A 15655-nucleotide genomic window follows, 5' to 3' on the forward strand; every position below is an offset into this window, starting at 1 on the left:
CCTGGACCGGGTCGGACAGCTGCTGCCTGGTGATCTCACCGCAGCTGACGCGCGCCCTGTCGCACGCCGCGCTGATCGAGGCGGCCGGATGGACCGCCTCCACCGCCGCTGGCGGCCTGCACGCCCTGACACAGATCGAACGCGAACGCCCGTACCTGGTGATCATCGACCCGCAGCTGGAAGACCTGAGCCCGGCGGACCTGCACGAGATCCTGCGGGACGACCCGGCCACCGCCGAGACGATCATCCTGATTCCCGGCGCGCAGCTGCCCAGCCGCTACGGAGGCCCGCACGACGTGGTCGTCCCCGCCGGCCTGAGCGTGCCCGAGGGCCTGTCCCGCGCGCTGGCGCAGATGGCCGAACTGACCGCGCCCCGCTGGGCCGACCCGGCCGCCGCCGCGCTCGAGGGCACCCTGACGGACCTGAACCTGACCGACGTGCTGCTGTGCGCGCAGGAACTGCAACTCTCGGGGCTGCTGATCGTTCACCTGGGTGCCGAACCCGCGCACCTGGTGGTCCGCCGGGGTGAGATCATAGACGCGGAGTACGGCGCCCTGAACCCGTCGCAGGCCGCGACGCACCTGCTGACCGTGCCGGGCCCCGGCGACTTCCGGTTTCATCTGATCTCGCCGGACGCCCTGAACGGCTACCCCCGGCAGATCTCCCTCCCCACGTCCCGCCTGCTGATGGAAGCCGCCGTGCAGGTCGATCACACACGCGCGGCCGATCCGCTCAACTCTGCCCTGGAGGCCTCATGAACCCGTCCGACCCGCACACTCCCGCCCCCACCACCATCCTGGTCGTGGACGACAGCGTCAGCGTCCGCAAGGCCCTGGAACGCATCCTGGCCCCGCAGGGCTACGCGGTCCGCATGGCCGACAGCGCCGAGAACGCCCTGCTGGCCCTCGAACCGCTGCCCGACATGATCCTGGCCGACATCCTGATGCCCGGCATGAGCGGCCTGGAACTGGCCCGCATCCTGGGCGACCGTCAGCTGAACATTCCCGTAATGCTCATGAGCGGCATCGTGGACGACGTGACGCAGCGCGACGCGCACGCCGCCGGAGCCTGCGGTGTACTGCGTAAACCCTTCACGCCCACCGAACTGCTGCCCGCCATCGAACCGCACCTGCAGGCCGCCCTGGCGCAGCGTCAGGGCGCCCCGGCCGCCAGCGAACCCGCCCCGGCAGTCAGCCAGCCCGCGCCCAGCGAGCCCCTGCCCAGCCAGCCCGCGCCGGCCCCGCAGGCCGCTGCCGCCCCGGCCGTCCCGGCCCCGGTCGCCGCCGCGCCCGTCCCGGTGACGCCCGCCCACAGCGGACCGCTGGCCTCGCTGCGCGCCGTTCCCGGCGTGCTCGGCGCGGTGCTGTACGACGCCGACGGCGAACGCCAGGACGAGTTCGGCGAGGCTCTCCCCGAGAGCTTCGGCATGTACGCCCGCTTCCTGGTGACGGCCGCCGCCACCGCCAGCTTCCACCTGAACCGCGGCGACCTGAGCGGCGTGCAGGTCACGTACGGCCAGCAGACGCTGCTGCTGACGCCCTACCGCGACGGGCAGCTCGTGACGCTGCTGGCCGCCGCCAGCGACGCCGCCGCCGTACACGGCTGGCAGGGCACCCAGCTGAACTGATACGGACTCCGATTGAATGGGCTGCAAAGCCCGTTCAATCGGAGCGGAGCGAGTGGGAGCAAAACGGGTTCCGGACGTGAAGCTGGCAATCCGGCGCCCTTCCGGGTTGTCAACGGAACAAACGGAATCCGCATGAAGACCGCTGTCATGTGAGGAGGGGCCACCTGGGCACACGCCCGGATTGCCCCCTTCCTGTGCGGAATCCGGGTGCCCGTCAGCGGCGCAGCCGGCCCATCAGCGGCGCAGCCAGGGGGTGGCCCAGCGGGTCACGGCCGGCATGACGAGGTAGGTCATGGACAGCACGACCACGACCATCTGCGGCAGCGCCCGCACGGGCATGGGGTAGTGGCCCAGCCAGGGTTTCAGGGCCTCGCCGAACAGCCACGACGTGCTGACGCTGACCGGGTACAGCGCGGCCAGTGTCAGCAGCGCCATCTTCCAGCGGGGCGGCTGGCGCAGGCGGGGAGCGGCGGGCGGCGTGAACCAGAAGTCCAGGCCCGGCTGCTTCTCGAAACTGACGTGCTCATCGACGAGCGGCGCGATGCGCGCGAGCCAGTCGGCGCGTTCCGGCGACAGTTCCCAGTCGGCGGCGGCGCTCAGCGAGTCGAAGCGGGCCAGCAGGGTGTACTCCTGCTCGCCGGGCGGGGGGCGGACCACGCCGGTGCCCCGGTGGCCGGGAATGCGGGCCAGCAGGGCGTTCGCCTCGGTCAGCAGAGCCTCGTACTCGGCCTCGCGGCCGGGGCGGATGCGGCGGCGCACGACCAGACTGACCGGGTCGCTGGGCCGCGTGTCGGTCAGGTGCAGGTCGCCGCTCACGCGCCCTCCCCGGCGGTCGGCTCAGCGGTCGGTTCGGCGGTCGGTTCGGTGGCCGCTCCGGTGGGCGCGCGGTGAGGCCACACGACGAGCAGCACCCCGGTCAGGATGACGCCCAGCGCCGCCCAGCCCAGCGTGCCCAGCCGCTCGCCGCCCAGGCCGACGCCCAGCGCGACCGCCACGACCGGGTTCACGTAGGCGTAACTGGTGGCCAGCGCGGGCCGGGTGTGCGCCACGAGGTACATGTACGCCGAGTAGGCCAGCAGGCTGCCGAACACCGTCAGGTACGCCAGCGCCCACAGGCTCGCGGCGCTGGGCGCGCCCCAGCGTTCGCCCATCAGCAGGCTCAGCAGGAGCAGCACGCCGCCGCCGGTCAGCATCTCGGCGGCGCTGCCCATCAGGCCCGGCGGGAGCGGCAGGTGCCGGGACCACTGACTGCCGAAGGTCCAGCACAGCGGCGCCAGCACCAGCAGCGCGGCGGCCAGCGGCGTGGCCCGCAGTTCCCCGGCGTTCAGCAGGACGATCCCGACCAGTCCCACGGCGATGCCCAGCCACTCGCGGCCGCCCGTGCGTTCCCCCCACAGCCGCCCGAACAGCGCGGCGAACAGCGGCGACACGGCGATGATCATGGCGGCCACCGAACTGCTCGCGTCCCGCTCGGCCAGCGTGACCAGTCCGGTGCCGCCACCCAGCAGCAGCGTGCCGACGGCGGCGCTGGCCGCCCACTGCCGGGCGGTCGGGAGGGCCGCGCCGCGCAGCCGCAACACCAGCAGCAGCAGCGCGCCTGCCACGCCGAAGCGCGCGGCCAGCATGCCCAGCGGCGGCAGTGTCTCGATGGCGACCTTGATCCCGAAGTACGTACTGCCCCACACGACGTACACGGTGCCCAGGCACAGCAGGACCAGCGGCGTCAGGACCCGCGCGGGCGCCGGGCTCAGGGTGGGGGCGTTCACGCCGGGTCTGTGACGGGCAGGCGGCTCTCGATGGCGCGGGCGTGCGCCTCCAGGCCCTCGGCGCGCGCCAGGGTCGCCCCGGCCGGCCCGATGCGGCGCAGCGTGCCCTCGGTCAGGCCCACGACCGAGATGATGTTCTGGAAGTCCCGCACGTTCACCGGGCTCATGAAGCGCGCGGTGCCGCCGGTCGGCATGACGTGACTGGGCCCGGCCACGTAATCGCCGAGCGCCTCCATGGAGTACTCGCCGACGAACACGCCCCCGGCGCGCTGCACCTGCCCCAGCAGGCTCCAGGGGTCGCGGGTCAGCAGGCACAGGTGCTCGGGCGCGTACAGGTTCGAGAGTTCCAGCGCCTCGTCCAGCGTGCCGGCCAGCACGACCTTCATGCGTGCCGACACGCTGTCGCGCGCCCAGCCCCGGTTGGGTTCCGGCAGCGCCTCCAGTTGCGCGTTCAGTTCAGCCTGCACGCGCAGCAGCAGCTCGCGGCTGGTGGACACCAGCACCGGTTCCGCGCCGTTGTGTTCGGCCTGGGCGAGCAGGTCGGCGGCCACGTGGCGCGGGTCGGCGCTGTCGTCCGCCACGACCAGCGTCTCGGTCGGGCCGGGCAGACTCTCGATGCCGGTCTGGCCGTACACCAGTCGCTTGGCGATCACCACGAACAGGTTGCCCGGCCCGGCGATCTTGTCCACGGCGGGAATGCTGGCCGTGCCGTACGCGAGCGCCGCGATGGCCTGCGCGCCCCCGGCGCGGTACACCTGCGTGAGGCCCAGTTCGCGCGCCGCGACCAGGATGGCCGGGTGAACGCGGCCGTCACGGGCGGGCGGCGTGGCGATCACGATGTCCGTCACGCCCGCCACCTGCGCCGGCACCGCCGTGTGAATCAGGGTGCTGATCAGCGGGGCCAGCCCGCCCGGCACGTACACACCCACGCGCGCCAGTGGCCGCACCAGTTGCCCCAGCGCGCCGTCCGGCCCGTGGTTCAGGAACCCGTGCGCGGGCTGCTGCTCGTAGAAGGCCCGCACGCGGGTGATGGCGGTCAGGATCGCGGCGTGCAGGTCGTCCGGCACGCTCGCGGCGTTCAGGTCGTCGGCGCTGACGGCCAGCGCGTCCGGGCGCGCGCCGTCCAGCCGCTCGGTCCAGTCGCGCAGGGCGTCGTCGCCGCGTTCACGCACGTCGGCCACGATGCGTTCCACGACCTGCGTGGGGGTCAGGGCCTCGCCGAAGGTCGCCTCGATGCGGGCCAGCACGGCGTCCGGCACGGGCAGGTCATTGAAGGTGCGCGTCAGGGCGCGGCGGGCGTCAGGGCCTTGCAGAACTTGCATGATCACTCCAGAAGAAAGGGGAGAGGGTGGCGCAGATGGGGAAGAGGCCGGCTCTCAGGGGCGGCAGTGTTCAGGCGCGGCGGCGGCGGCGTTCCGGCGCTCCGGCCGGCGCGGCCCGGCGGCCCGGCGCGGCCGATACGTTCGCCTCGACCGGCCCGAAATCGGTGGGTTGAATCAGCCGCATCAGCCGCCACGGGACGGCCTGCTCGACGAACACGTACGCGCTGCCGGGCCGCAGGTAGAACCCGCTGCACGGCACGCCCGCGATCTCCTGATCCGGCAGCCGCTGAATCAGCACCCGGCCGCCGGTCAGTTGCGCGTGCGTGCGTTCCGGCGTGACCGGGTCGCCCGCGTCCTCCGGGGCGGCCTGCGCCACCTGGGCGCGCAGCCACAGCAGCAGACTGACCGGGTCCTGGTAGTCGGTCGTCAGGGGGGCGCTGGCCTCGTCCCGACCCTGGCGCAGCGTGACCAGTCCGGCGCGGCGGTCGAACCCCACCTCGAACGACGCGCGGCCCCGCCCGTCCCCCTCGGCATACCCCAGACTGATGTGCTGCCGGGGGTGCAGGCGACTGGTCTGCACCCGCCGGATCTCGGGCAGCACCCCGCCGAAATCGGTCTGCACGCGCGCCACGACGGCGCTGCGCTCCGGGTGAATGGCCCACTGCTGCTCGCCGGCGTAACGGCCGCCCAGCGTCAGGGTCAACGTGAACGCCTCCGGCGCGGCGTACAGCGGGCCGGGCGCTGCGGACAGGGCGGAGTCGTTCACGCGCTCACGCGAGCAGCGGCCAGAAGCTCTCGCCCGGCCCGCTCCAGTCGGCGCCCAGCGCGTCGGCGGCAGTGGCGCCCACGTCCGCGAAGGTGGCGCGCTCCCCCAGGTCCACGCCGGCCGCCCCGGCGCGGTGCGCCAGCAGCAGCCCGTACTCGCGGGTGTGGTCCGAACCCTTCCAGGTCGGGTCGTTCCCGTGATCGCTGATGACGATCAGCGCGCCCCCGTCCGGCACGGCGGCGATCAGGTCCGGCAGCGCCGCGTCGAACTGCGCCAGGCAGGCGCTGTAACCCTGCGGGTCGCGGCGGTGCCCGAACCGACTGTCGAAATCGACCAGGTTCGTGAAGATCAGGCCGCTCGTGCCCTCGGCCGCCGCGCGGCGCATCCGGTCCAGCGTCTTGACGATGCCGTCGGCGTTGTCGTCGGTGTGGATCTCCTCGGTGAACCCCCGGTGCGCGTAGATGTCCGGAATCTTCCCGATACCCACGACCGCCCGACCGGCGTCCTTCAGGGCGTCCAGCACCGTGGGCGGCGGCACGAGGCTGAAGTCCTTGCGGTGCTCGTTCACGCGCTCGAACGGCCGCTCGCCCCGGAACGGACGGGCGATCACGCGCGCCACGGCGTACTCGCCCTGCAGGATCTCGCGCGCAGCGGCGCACCACGCGTACAGCGTCTCCAGCGGCACCACGTCCTCGTGCGCGGCAATCTGGAACACGCTGTCCGCGCTGGTGTACACGATGGGCTGGCCGGTCCGGACGTGCTCTTCACCGAAGTCCAGCAGCACGTCGGTCCCGCTGTACGGACGGTTGCACAGGTGCCCGGTGCCGGTCGCTGCGTCGAAGCGGTCCATCACCTCGGGCGGAAAACCGTCCGGGAACACCTGGAAGGCGTGCTCCAGCTGCACCCCCATGAATTCCCAGTGCCCGGTGCTGGTGTCCTTGCCGGGACTGACCTCCCTCATCCGCCCGAACGCCCCCTGCGCCGGCACGTCCGGAATGGTCGCCGCGCCGGTCTGCACGGTCGGCACGCGCGCCAGCCCCAGCGCCGCGAGGTTCGGCAGGTGAACGGGCGCCGCGTGCAGGGTGTGGTTCAGGGTGTGGGCGCCGGTATCCCCGAAACCTGCGGCGTCGGGCAGTTCCCCGACCCCCACGGAATCCAGTACGACAATCGTCAGCAACATGCCGCCCAGTCTAATGCGCCGGCCCCCGCCTGCACGTCCCGCGCCCACACTCTGGCAGGGGCCGGTGACTGGGCCAATGACCGGGCATCAGGCCGGGCAGGCGGCGGGGGTCTGATCCGGAACTTCATCACGGGGCTCATGGGGGGTGCGTGGTACGCTGCGGACGTGACCGCCCCCGCCTCCCCGACTTCCTCCCAGACGGCCGTCACGTCCGCTTCCGGCGAGCCGCAGCGTCCGGTCCTGCACGCCGAGCACCTGGGCAAGAGCTACGGCCGGCGCGCCGTGGTCCGAGACGTAAACCTGACCGTGCGGCCCGGCGAGATCGTCGCCCTGTTCGGCCCGAACGGCGCGGGCAAGACCACCACCTTCTACATGCTGGTGGGCTTCATCCGGCCCGGCGCGGGCCGCATCGCGCTGGGCGACCGGGACGTGACGCGCCTGCCCATGCACGAACGCGCCCGCCTGGGCCTGGGGTACCTGCCGCAGGAACCCAGCGCCTTCCGGAAACTCACGGCCCGCGACAACCTGCTGGCCATCCTGGAGTACCAGAACCTGAGCCGCGCCGAGCAGGAAGCCCGCGCGGACTCGCTGCTCGCCGAATTCGGCCTGACACACCTCGCAGGCAGTTACGCCTACCAGCTGTCCGGCGGGGAGCGCCGCCGCCTGGAACTGGCCCGCGCCCTGACCACCGACCCGGACTACCTGCTGCTGGACGAACCCTTCACCGGCGTGGACCCCAAGAGCATCCGCGAGATTCAGCGCCTGATCCACGAACTGCGGGACCGCCGGGGCCTGGGCGTGTTCATCACCGACCACAACGTCCGCGAGACCATCGCCCTGACCGACCGGGTGTACCTGATGTTCGACGGGCAGGTGAAGTTCGAGGGCACCCCCGCCCAGTTCGCGCAGGACGAGGACGCCCGCCAGTACTACCTGGGCGACGACTTCGAGCTGTGACCGCTGCCCGGAGACCCTGACGATGCTGTGGCTGTTCCTTCCCTTCGTGATCGTGCTCTCGGGCGTGGTCGCCTACGCCGCCGACACCATCGCCCGCAAGGCCGGCCGCAAGCACATCCGCCTGTTCGGCCTGCGGCCCAAGACGACCGCGCTGCTCGTGGCGGTGCTGTCCGGCATGGGCATCAGCGCCGCCAGTCTCGCCGCGTTCCTGGCGTTGAACAGCAGCGCCGTGAACACCATCGCGCAGGCCGACCAGCTGCGCCCGCAACTCGAGGCGCTCCGCACCGAGATCGGGGGCGTGCAGGCCGAACTGCGCGCCGCGCAGGCCGACCGTGACCGCGCGCAGCAGGAAGCGCAGACGCTGCGCGCCCAGCAGCAGACCGCGCAGCGGGACCTGAAAAGCATCCGCGCGGACCTGAACGCCGCCCGCGCCGCCGAACAGACCCTGACCACCCAGGCCGCCGACCTCGAACGCCGCGTCCGGACCCTGACCGCCACGCGCACCTCGCTGGAACGCCGCGCCGAGGAGAGCCGCCTGAAACTCACGCAGAGCGAACAGGCGCTCGACCGCAGCCAGCAGCGCGCGCAGACGCTCGACGCGCAGGTCGTGGACCTCGCCGCCCGCATCGCCCTGAGCGAACAGGAGACCCGCACCGCGCAGGAACGCGCCGCCGCCGCCCAGCAGGCCGCCGAGCAGGTCCAGCAGCGCGCCGCCGCCCAGCAGGCCGCCGCCCAGGCCGCGCAGCGCGCCGCCGCCCAGCAGGCGCAGCAGGCCCGCGCGCAGGTGACCACCCTGAGCGGGCAGGTCCGCACCCTGAACGCCTCGCGCGCCGCCGCCGACTCCGCCCTGAACGACGCGCAGGCCGCCCTGACCCGCGCCCGCGAGCAGCAGCAGGCCGCGCAGCAGGCCCGCGACCGCCTGCTGACCGAACGCGCCCAGCTGACCGCCGAACGCGACGCCGCCGCCCGCGACCGCGACCGCGTGCGCGCCGAACTGACGACCCTCCAGGCGCAGCAGGCGCAACTGCGCGCCCAGCAGACCCAGCTGCGCGCCAGCAACGAGGCGCTCGGCCGGGACCTCGCCGCCGCCCGCGAGACGCTGGGCAAACTGCAAGACGAGTACTCCAGCAGCCGCGCCGAACTGAGCGCCAGCCGCAATACCGACCTCGCCTACCCCAAGAACGACCTCGTGTACGCCGCCGTGGTGCCCAGCGTCCGCAACCTCGACGCCTTCCTGGCCGACGCGGCCCGCAGCGCCCAGGCGCGCGGCGCGAAGGGCGCCCCCAGCGTCCGCCTGAGCGCCGGGGCGCGCAGCCTGCTGGAAACGAAACTGCGCGGCCTGAACGTCAGCACCTTCGTGCAGTGCCGCGCCGCGCAGAACGCCGCCGTGGGCTTCCCGGTGGACCTGAGCTGCGACGCCCGCCCGAACGCCGTCCTGTACCGCGGGGATCAGATCATCCGCCGCGCCACCCTGAACCTGAACGTCACGCCCGGCGCGTTGCAGGAACAGGTGAACGACCTCGTCAAGGACACCGTGCTGGACATCACGGCGCGCGGCGTGCCCAGCGAGTACGTGCAGGGCCTGGACGTGACGGAACTCGTGACGCTCCTGAGCCGCCTGGGCGCCCGCAGCGGTGCGGTCGCCACGGTCGGCATCGCCGCGCGGCAGGACGTGCGGCCCGGCACCCGCGTGGACCTGTACCCCGTCCTGCCCTGAGCGCCGGGCCCACCTGTGGGGGCAGGTTCCAGTCAGGCGCAGCAGGTACACTCCGCGCATGCGTTCCCTGGTTTCACTGCTCACCCTGACCCTGCTCGTTCCGGCCTCCGCGCAGGCCGAACCGATCCGCGTGGAATTCTGGCACGCCATGACCGGCGTCAAGGACACGGTCGCCACGTACGCCCGCGACTTCAACCGCTCGCAGAGCACCTACGAGGTCGTGCCGGTCGCGCAGGGCAACTACCGTGAGCTGCTGCCCAAACTCCAGGCGGCCCAGAAGGCCGGCCGCGCGCCCGCGCTGGTGCAGCTGGAATTCACGCAGTTCCCCGCGCTGGCCGCCGCCGGGCAGCTGACGGACCTGACCCGCACCGTGGACGCCCTGCCCGACGCCCTGAAAAACGACTTCTACCCGGCCGTGTGGCGCGCCGGCGAGATGGGCGGCCGCACCTACGGACTGCCCTGGAACGTCAGCGTCCCGGTCCTGATGTTCAACGCCCGCATCCTGGAGAACGCCGACCAGCCGGTCCCCGACACCTGGGCGGACCTGGAACGCGTCAGCCGCGCGCTCGCCACGGGTGGTCGCCGCCCGCTGGTGGTCGCCGCCGACGCCTGGACCTTCGAGGCGAACGTCCTGTCGCGCGGCGGGACGCTCAGCAGCGGCCAGGAACCCCGCCTGAACAGCCCGGACGCCGCCGAGGCCCTCACGCAGCTGGCCCGCATGAGCGCCGCCGGGCACGCGCAGCCCCGCACCCTGAACGAGGCCACCCGCGCCGCCATCGACTTCGCGCGCGGCCAGAACGTGTTCGTCCTCGCCAGCGTCGCCAACTGGACCGACGCGCGCAAACTGCCGCTGTTCAAGCTGGGCGTCGCGCCGTTCCCGTGCGAGAAGCCCGGCGCCTGCACCGTCCCGCTGGGCGGCGCGACCCTGGCCGTGCCCAGGGGCACCCCGGCCACCGAGCAGGCCGGCGCCGCCGCCTTCTGGCAGTACCTGAGCGCCCCCGACCGACTGGCGAACTGGGTGCAGGTCACCGCCTACGCCCCGCCGCGCCGCGCCGCCGTGCCGCTGCTGGACGGCTGGTACGCGAAGAACCCGCAGCTGCGCGCCGCGCACGCCCAGATGAACCGCGCCGTGCCGCGCCCCACCACGCCCGAGTACGCCGCCTGGACGGCCCTGCTGGAAGACGCCATGCAGAAGGCCACGACCGGCAAACTGGGCGCCAAGGCCGCGCTGGACGAGGCGCAGCGGCAGGCGCAACGCTGAGCGCCGTATGCTGCCTGCCATGAGCGCCCTGTACCTGCTGCTGACCCTGGCTGTCGCCGCGTTGCTGCTGCTGTTCCTGCTGAGGCCCGGCGCGGCGCGTGCCGGAACCGTCTGGGCGTGCGCGGCGCTGCTGCCGCTGCTCGCGGCGATGGTCGTGGCCCTGGGCCGGCAGTAGGCAGGGAGCAGGGAGAAGCGGGCGGTGAGGATCAACCCACGGCCCGCACCCCGCCTGCGGTATACGGACTGCCGTCTGTTTCGCCGACAATCCGGAACTTCACCGCCCCTGCCGGCTCCACGTCCGGAGGGGCGCGTTGCTCCCACTCTGCGGAGCAGCTCTACGAGTCGCTCCGCTCGGACCCAGCGGGCTTTGCAGCCCGTTCAATCGGAGTCCGGATCACTCGCCCAGGTAGCGGCGCAGTTCGTCCAGGGCGTGACTCGTGCCGATCAGGACCAGTTTGTCGTGGGGACGCAGTTCGTCCTCGGCGCCGGGCGTGACCTCGATCTTCCCGGCGCGGCTCATGGCGATCACCTGCACCCCGAAGCGGCCCGTGAGGTTCAGGTCGCGCAGCGTGCCCTTCAGGCGCTCGTTCGCCTCGATCTCCACGACGGCGTAGTCGCTGCCCAGGTCCAGGGTGTCCACGATGTTCGGCGTGGCGATCTGTCGTGCCAGACGCACGCCCATGTCATGCTCGGGCCGGATGACGAGGTCCGCGCCGATGCGCTCGAGCACCCGGCGGGCCATCTCGTCGACGGCCTTGCACACCACGTACGGCGCGCCCAGGCTCTTGGCGTTCATGGTGGCCAGGATGTTCGACTGGACGTCCGTGCCGATGGCGACCACGACCACGTCGAAGTCCGCGACGCCCAGGGTGCGCAGGGCGCGTTCGTCGCTGGCGTCCAGGATGGCGGCGTGCGTGACGAGGTTCATGACCCGCTCGACGTTCTCCTCGTGGTGGTCGACGGCCACGACCTCATGGCCCATCTCGTACAGGGTGGTGGCGACGGCCGTACCGAAGCGGCCCAGGCCGATCACGAGGCATTGTTTGCTTTTCATGGGTGGTTCCTTTCAGGCGTCGGCGGTCGGCCGGGCCGGTTGTCAAGAGAGTACTTCAGGTTGGGGGCGGGGCGGGGTCATCCGACCAGGATGTCGCGTTCCGGCGGGTAGCGGACGCGGCCGCTGCTGGTCTCACGCAGGTTCAGTGCCAGCGCGAACGTGACCGGCCCGATGCGGCCCAGGTACATCAGGACGCTCAGGATGATCAGGCCCGGATCGTTCAGCAGGTGCGTGGTGTTCAGGCTCAGGCCGACCGTGGCGGCGGCGCTGACCGTCTCGAACAGCAGCGGCGTGAAGCGCAGCGTGGGGTTCGTGACCAGCATCAGGAAGAAGCCCGTGAAGACCAGCAGCGTGTAGATGGTCGTGATCGTCCCGGCCCGCACGACGTTCTCCGGCAGGACCCGCCGCCCGAAGGTGATGAGTTCCGTGCGGCCACGGATCAGGTTCCAGGCGCTGCCCAGCAGGATCGCGAAGGTGCTGGTCTTGATGCCGCCGCCGGTCGAGCCGCTGTTCGCGCCGATGAACATCAGCGCGATGATCAGGAAGATCGTGGCGTTCCCCATGGCCGTGAAATCCACCGTGGCGAACCCCCCGGACCTCGGCGTGACGCTCTGGAACACCGACGCCAGCAGCTTCCCGCCCGGCCCGAGCGGCCCCAGCGTGCCGGGGTTGCGCCACTCCAGCGCCAGGATCAGGACCGCGCCGATCAGCAGCAGCGCCAGCGTGGTCCACAGCGTCAGGCGGCTGTAGATCAGCAGGCGGTTGCGGCGCGGGGCGCGCCAGTGCGTCAGCAGGTTCAGCTGCACCAGGAAACCCAGGCCGCCCAGCATGATCAGCGCGGCGATCACGCCGCTGACCAGCGGGTCGGCCACGTACGGGGCCATGCCGCCGGGCAGCACCACGAACCCCGCGTTGTTGTACGCGCTGATCGAGTGGAACACCGACTGGTACAGGCCCTCGCCCAGCCCGAACTGCGGCACGAACCGCAGCGACAGCAGCAGCGCCCCCACGCCCTGCGCGGCGAAGGTGTACAGGAAGATGATCCGCACCAGCGCCACCACGCCCCCCACGTTCAGGGCGTTCACCTGCTGCGCGAGGTGCTGCCGTTCGCTGAAGTTCACGCGCCGCCCGGCCAGCAGCGCGAACAGCGTCCCGAAGGTGATGATGCCCAGCCCGCCGATCTGCGCGAGCAGGATGATCGTCACCTGCCCCAGCCGCGTGAACGTCTCGCCGGTGTCCGCCACGACCAGCCCCGTGATGCAGATGGCGCTGGTCGCCGTGAACAGCAGCTCCACGGTGTTCAGGTTCACGCCGGGACGGGTCATGCCCGGCAGGTGCAGCAGCGCCGCGCCCAGCGCGATGCCCAGCAGGTACACCAGCGCCAGCAGTTGCGGCGGACGCAGCCGCCGCAGCAGGCCGCGGCGCGGACCACGGGGACGCAGCCAGTTCATCCGATCAGCAGCTCCTTGTCGGCGGGGTAGCGGACCCGTACGCTGTCCGGGCGGTTGAAGGCCACCGCGAAGGTCAGCGGCCCGATCCGGCCCAGGAACATCAGGCCGATCAGCAGCGCCTCCTGCGGGGCGTTCAGCAGCGGCGTGGTGTTCATGCTCAGGCCGACCGTGCCGAAGGCGCTGACCGTCTCGAAGAACAGCTGCACGAACTTCACGTCCGGGTTGGTGTTCAGGGCCAGCATCAGCAGGAACGTCACGTTCACCAGCCCCAGGCTCAGCAGGCCCACCGTCATGGCGCGCAGCACCGTGTCCGTGTCGATCCGGCGGCGGAACAGCGCCGTGTCACGCCGGCCGCGCACCATGCTCCAGGCGCTGGCCATCATGACGTAGAAGGTCGTGGTCTTGATTCCCCCGCCGGTCGAGCCGGGGTTCGCGCCGACGAACATCAGCAGGATGGTCAGGAACAGCGTCGTGAACTGCATGGCCCCGTAATCCAGGGTGTTGAAGCCCGCCGTGCGCGGCGTCACACCCTGAAACCACGCGGCCATCAGCTTCCCGCCGGGCGACAGCGCGCCCAGCGTGGCGGGATTGTTCCACTCGGCCAGCGCGAACCCGGCCGTCCCGACCAGCAGCAGCGCGGCCGTCATGGTCAGCGACAGGCGGCTGTTCAGGGTCAGCCGCTCGCGCCGCCGGTCCTGCATGAACCGCAGGACGTTCAGCTGCACCAGGAACCCCAGGCCGCCCAGGATGACCAGCAGCGGCACCACCACGTTCAGCAGCGGGTTCTGCACGAACTCCGTCAGGCCCGTGGCGTACAGGCTGAACCCGGCGTTGTTGAACGCGCTGACCGAGTGGAACACCGCGTAGTACAGGCCGCGCCCCAGGCCCTCGCGCGGCACGAACACGGCGGCCAGCAGCAGCGCCCCGACCGCCTCGATCAGCAGGGAACTCAGCACGATGCGCCGCACCAGCGCCACCACGCTTCCCAGGTCCGAGGCGCTCACCTGCTGCGCCGCCCGGATGCGGTCGGTCACGCCCACCCGCCGCCGCAACGCCAGCGCGAACAGCGTCCCCAGCGTCACCAGGCCCAGCCCACCCACCTGGATCAGCAGCATCAGCACCACCTCGCCGAACGTGGAGAACGTGCCGCCCGGATCCACGACCGCCAGCCCGGTCACGCACACGGCGCTGGTCGCCATGAACAGCGCCTGCAGCGGCGTGACGCTGTGCCCGGCCTCCAGACTGACCGGCAGCGACAGCAGCGCGGCCCCCACCATGATCGCCGCCGCGAAGGTCAGCGCGATCAGCTGCGGGGGGCTCAGGCGCGGAAACGGCCGCCGGCGGCGCGCGGAACGGGCCGGGCCGGCGGAAGGGGAGGCAGGAGGCAGGCGGGTCATGGGTCGGCCCGGATTCTACGCCCCGCGCACCCCCGCCGCGCCGACGGCCTATACTGTCCTGCTATGCCCCGACCTGCCCGCCCAGACCGCGCCTCGCCCTACGGGCGGAAAACCAGCCGACCCAAGGTCGATCACCGCACCCGCGCCCCCGCGCGCGAGTACGAACTCGAGGCGCTGGCCGGCCTGGAACACGTCGCCGCCACTGAACTGGACAGCGTGCCGCTCGCGCGTGACATCCGCGGCCCGCGCTTCTGGTACCCCGGCGACCCGGAACGCCTGACCCGCATGAAAAGCGTCACCGCCGTGTACCGCGTGCGCGGCTGGGACGTGCCCCGCCCGCGCGGCCTGCTGGGCCACCAGCAACTCGGGGAACTCACGGCCTTCCTCAGGGAGGTCGTGGAGGTCGGCGGCCACACCTCCTTCCGGATCGGCGCGGCCGGACGCGAGAGCAGCGTCATGCAGCGCATCGCCGAGGAACTCCAGACGGCGCTGCAACTGCCGCACGAACCCGAGACCGGCGAGCTGCTGATCCGCATCCTGCCGCAGCAAGGCGGCGAAGGCTGGGACGTGCTGGCCCGCATCACCCGCCGCCCCCTGAGCGCCCGCGCGTGGCGCGAATGCAACATGGCCGGCGGCCTGAACGCCACCATCGCCTACGCCGCGCACAAACTGGCCGGGCAGCGCGACAACGACCGCATTTTCAACCCCATGAGCGGCAGCGGCACCCTGCTGATCGAACGCGCCCTGATGGGCCCCTACGACGCGATGGTCGGCGTGGACATCAACCCGGACGCGGTCCGCTGCGCGCAGACGAACATCCGCGCCGCCAAACGCGAGATCGAGGTCGCGCACATCGACGCGCTGCACACCGGCCTGCCCGCCCGGTCCTTCGATCTGGTCATGGCCGACCTGCCCTGGGGCGACGCCATCGGCACGCACGGCGGCAACGAGGCCCTGTACCCGGCCTTCCTGAAGGAGATGCACCGCCTGACCAGCCAGCGCGGCCGCCTGTGCGTCATCACGCACGAGATCCGCCTGTTCGAACGGGTGCTGGCCGAACAGCAGAAGTGGAACGCCTACGAACTGTTCCAGGTCGCCAGCGGCGGTCACCACCCCAAAGCGTACCTGCTCAGCAAAACCTGATCCGGACTCCGATT

The 15655-nt window shown here is 71.9% G+C and carries 15 protein-coding genes; 7 read left to right on the plus strand and 8 right to left on the minus strand.

The window, feature by feature from the left end:
- Positions 1-29 precede the first annotated feature (29 nt).
- Both CBQ26_RS08445 and CBQ26_RS08450 read left to right on the plus strand, forming a co-directional pair.
- Positions 30-758 (plus strand): DUF4388 domain-containing protein, encoded by a 729-nt coding sequence (locus CBQ26_RS08445; protein WP_143342028.1) that lies wholly within the window; start codon positions 30-32, stop codon positions 756-758.
- Entirely contained in the window at positions 755-1627 is an 873-nt protein-coding gene (locus tag CBQ26_RS08450) for a response regulator (protein WP_088248207.1), read from the plus strand. The genes CBQ26_RS08445 and CBQ26_RS08450 overlap by 4 nt, the downstream gene beginning before the upstream one ends.
- Before the next feature lie 234 nt (positions 1628-1861).
- Here CBQ26_RS08450 and CBQ26_RS08455 read toward each other — a convergent pair whose 3' ends face one another.
- From CBQ26_RS08455 to CBQ26_RS08475, 5 genes are all read right to left on the minus strand, one after another.
- On the minus strand, positions 1862-2443 hold the full coding sequence (locus CBQ26_RS08455; protein WP_229844080.1) for an antibiotic biosynthesis monooxygenase: 582 nt from the start codon (positions 2441-2443) through the stop codon (positions 1862-1864).
- Positions 2440-3393, minus strand: coding sequence for a drug/metabolite exporter YedA (gene yedA / locus CBQ26_RS08460; protein ID WP_229844079.1), 954 nt, complete (start codon positions 3391-3393; stop codon positions 2440-2442). Before yedA ends, CBQ26_RS08455 begins: the two co-directional genes overlap by 4 nt.
- Positions 3390-4715, minus strand: coding sequence for a histidinol dehydrogenase (hisD, locus tag CBQ26_RS08465; RefSeq protein ID WP_088248425.1), 1326 nt, complete (start codon positions 4713-4715; stop codon positions 3390-3392). The genes yedA and hisD overlap by 4 nt, the downstream gene beginning before the upstream one ends.
- Positions 4716-4785: 70 nt before the next feature.
- Entirely contained in the window at positions 4786-5481 is a 696-nt protein-coding gene (locus CBQ26_RS08470; protein ID WP_229844077.1) for a hypothetical protein, read from the minus strand.
- 4 nt (positions 5482-5485) lie between these two features.
- The gene (locus CBQ26_RS08475) at positions 5486-6661 is read right to left on the minus strand and encodes a phosphopentomutase (protein ID WP_088248208.1); all 1176 of its coding nucleotides are present in this window, start codon (positions 6659-6661) and stop codon (positions 5486-5488) included.
- Between the two features lie 165 nt (positions 6662-6826).
- Here CBQ26_RS08475 and lptB point away from each other — a divergent pair, with 165 nt between their 5' ends.
- The 4 genes from lptB to CBQ26_RS21830 are packed head-to-tail and all read left to right on the plus strand — an operon-like array spanning position 6827 to position 10771.
- Positions 6827-7618, plus strand: coding sequence for an LPS export ABC transporter ATP-binding protein (gene lptB / locus CBQ26_RS08480; RefSeq protein WP_229844076.1), 792 nt, complete (start codon positions 6827-6829; stop codon positions 7616-7618).
- Positions 7619-7640: 22 nt separating this feature from the next.
- On the plus strand, positions 7641-9335 hold the full coding sequence (locus tag CBQ26_RS08485; RefSeq protein ID WP_088248209.1) for a DUF3084 domain-containing protein: 1695 nt from the start codon (positions 7641-7643) through the stop codon (positions 9333-9335).
- A 58-nt stretch (positions 9336-9393) separates the two neighbouring features.
- Complete coding sequence (locus CBQ26_RS08490) at positions 9394-10596, plus strand: ABC transporter substrate-binding protein (RefSeq protein WP_088248210.1); 1203 nt, start codon at positions 9394-9396, stop codon at positions 10594-10596.
- A gap of 19 nt (positions 10597-10615) precedes the next feature.
- Positions 10616-10771 carry a hypothetical protein gene (locus CBQ26_RS21830; RefSeq protein WP_172417990.1) on the plus strand — a complete coding sequence of 52 codons (156 nt, stop codon included), beginning with the start codon at positions 10616-10618 and terminating at the stop codon, positions 10769-10771.
- Between the two features lie 219 nt (positions 10772-10990).
- On the opposite strand, the gene CBQ26_RS08500 is transcribed toward CBQ26_RS21830, so the two are convergent.
- The 3 genes from CBQ26_RS08500 to CBQ26_RS08510 all read right to left on the minus strand — a co-directional run bounded on the left by CBQ26_RS08500 (position 10991) and on the right by CBQ26_RS08510 (position 14498).
- Complete coding sequence (locus CBQ26_RS08500; RefSeq protein ID WP_088248211.1) at positions 10991-11650, minus strand: potassium channel family protein; 660 nt, start codon at positions 11648-11650, stop codon at positions 10991-10993.
- A gap of 77 nt (positions 11651-11727) precedes the next feature.
- On the minus strand, positions 11728-13101 hold the full coding sequence (locus CBQ26_RS08505) for a TrkH family potassium uptake protein (protein ID WP_088248212.1): 1374 nt from the start codon (positions 13099-13101) through the stop codon (positions 11728-11730).
- A complete protein-coding gene (locus CBQ26_RS08510) occupies positions 13098-14498 on the minus strand; it encodes a TrkH family potassium uptake protein (RefSeq protein ID WP_088248213.1) in 1401 nt (466 codons plus the stop codon). The genes CBQ26_RS08505 and CBQ26_RS08510 overlap by 4 nt, the downstream gene beginning before the upstream one ends.
- Before the next feature lie 63 nt (positions 14499-14561).
- Between CBQ26_RS08510 and CBQ26_RS08515 the strand changes: the two genes are divergently transcribed.
- Positions 14562-15641 carry a methyltransferase domain-containing protein gene (locus CBQ26_RS08515; protein WP_088248214.1) on the plus strand — a complete coding sequence of 360 codons (1080 nt, stop codon included), beginning with the start codon at positions 14562-14564 and terminating at the stop codon, positions 15639-15641.
- Positions 15642-15655 lie beyond the last annotated feature (14 nt).

The organism is Deinococcus indicus, assembly GCF_002198095.1.
GTDB classification, from domain to species: domain Bacteria; phylum Deinococcota; class Deinococci; order Deinococcales; family Deinococcaceae; genus Deinococcus; species Deinococcus caeni.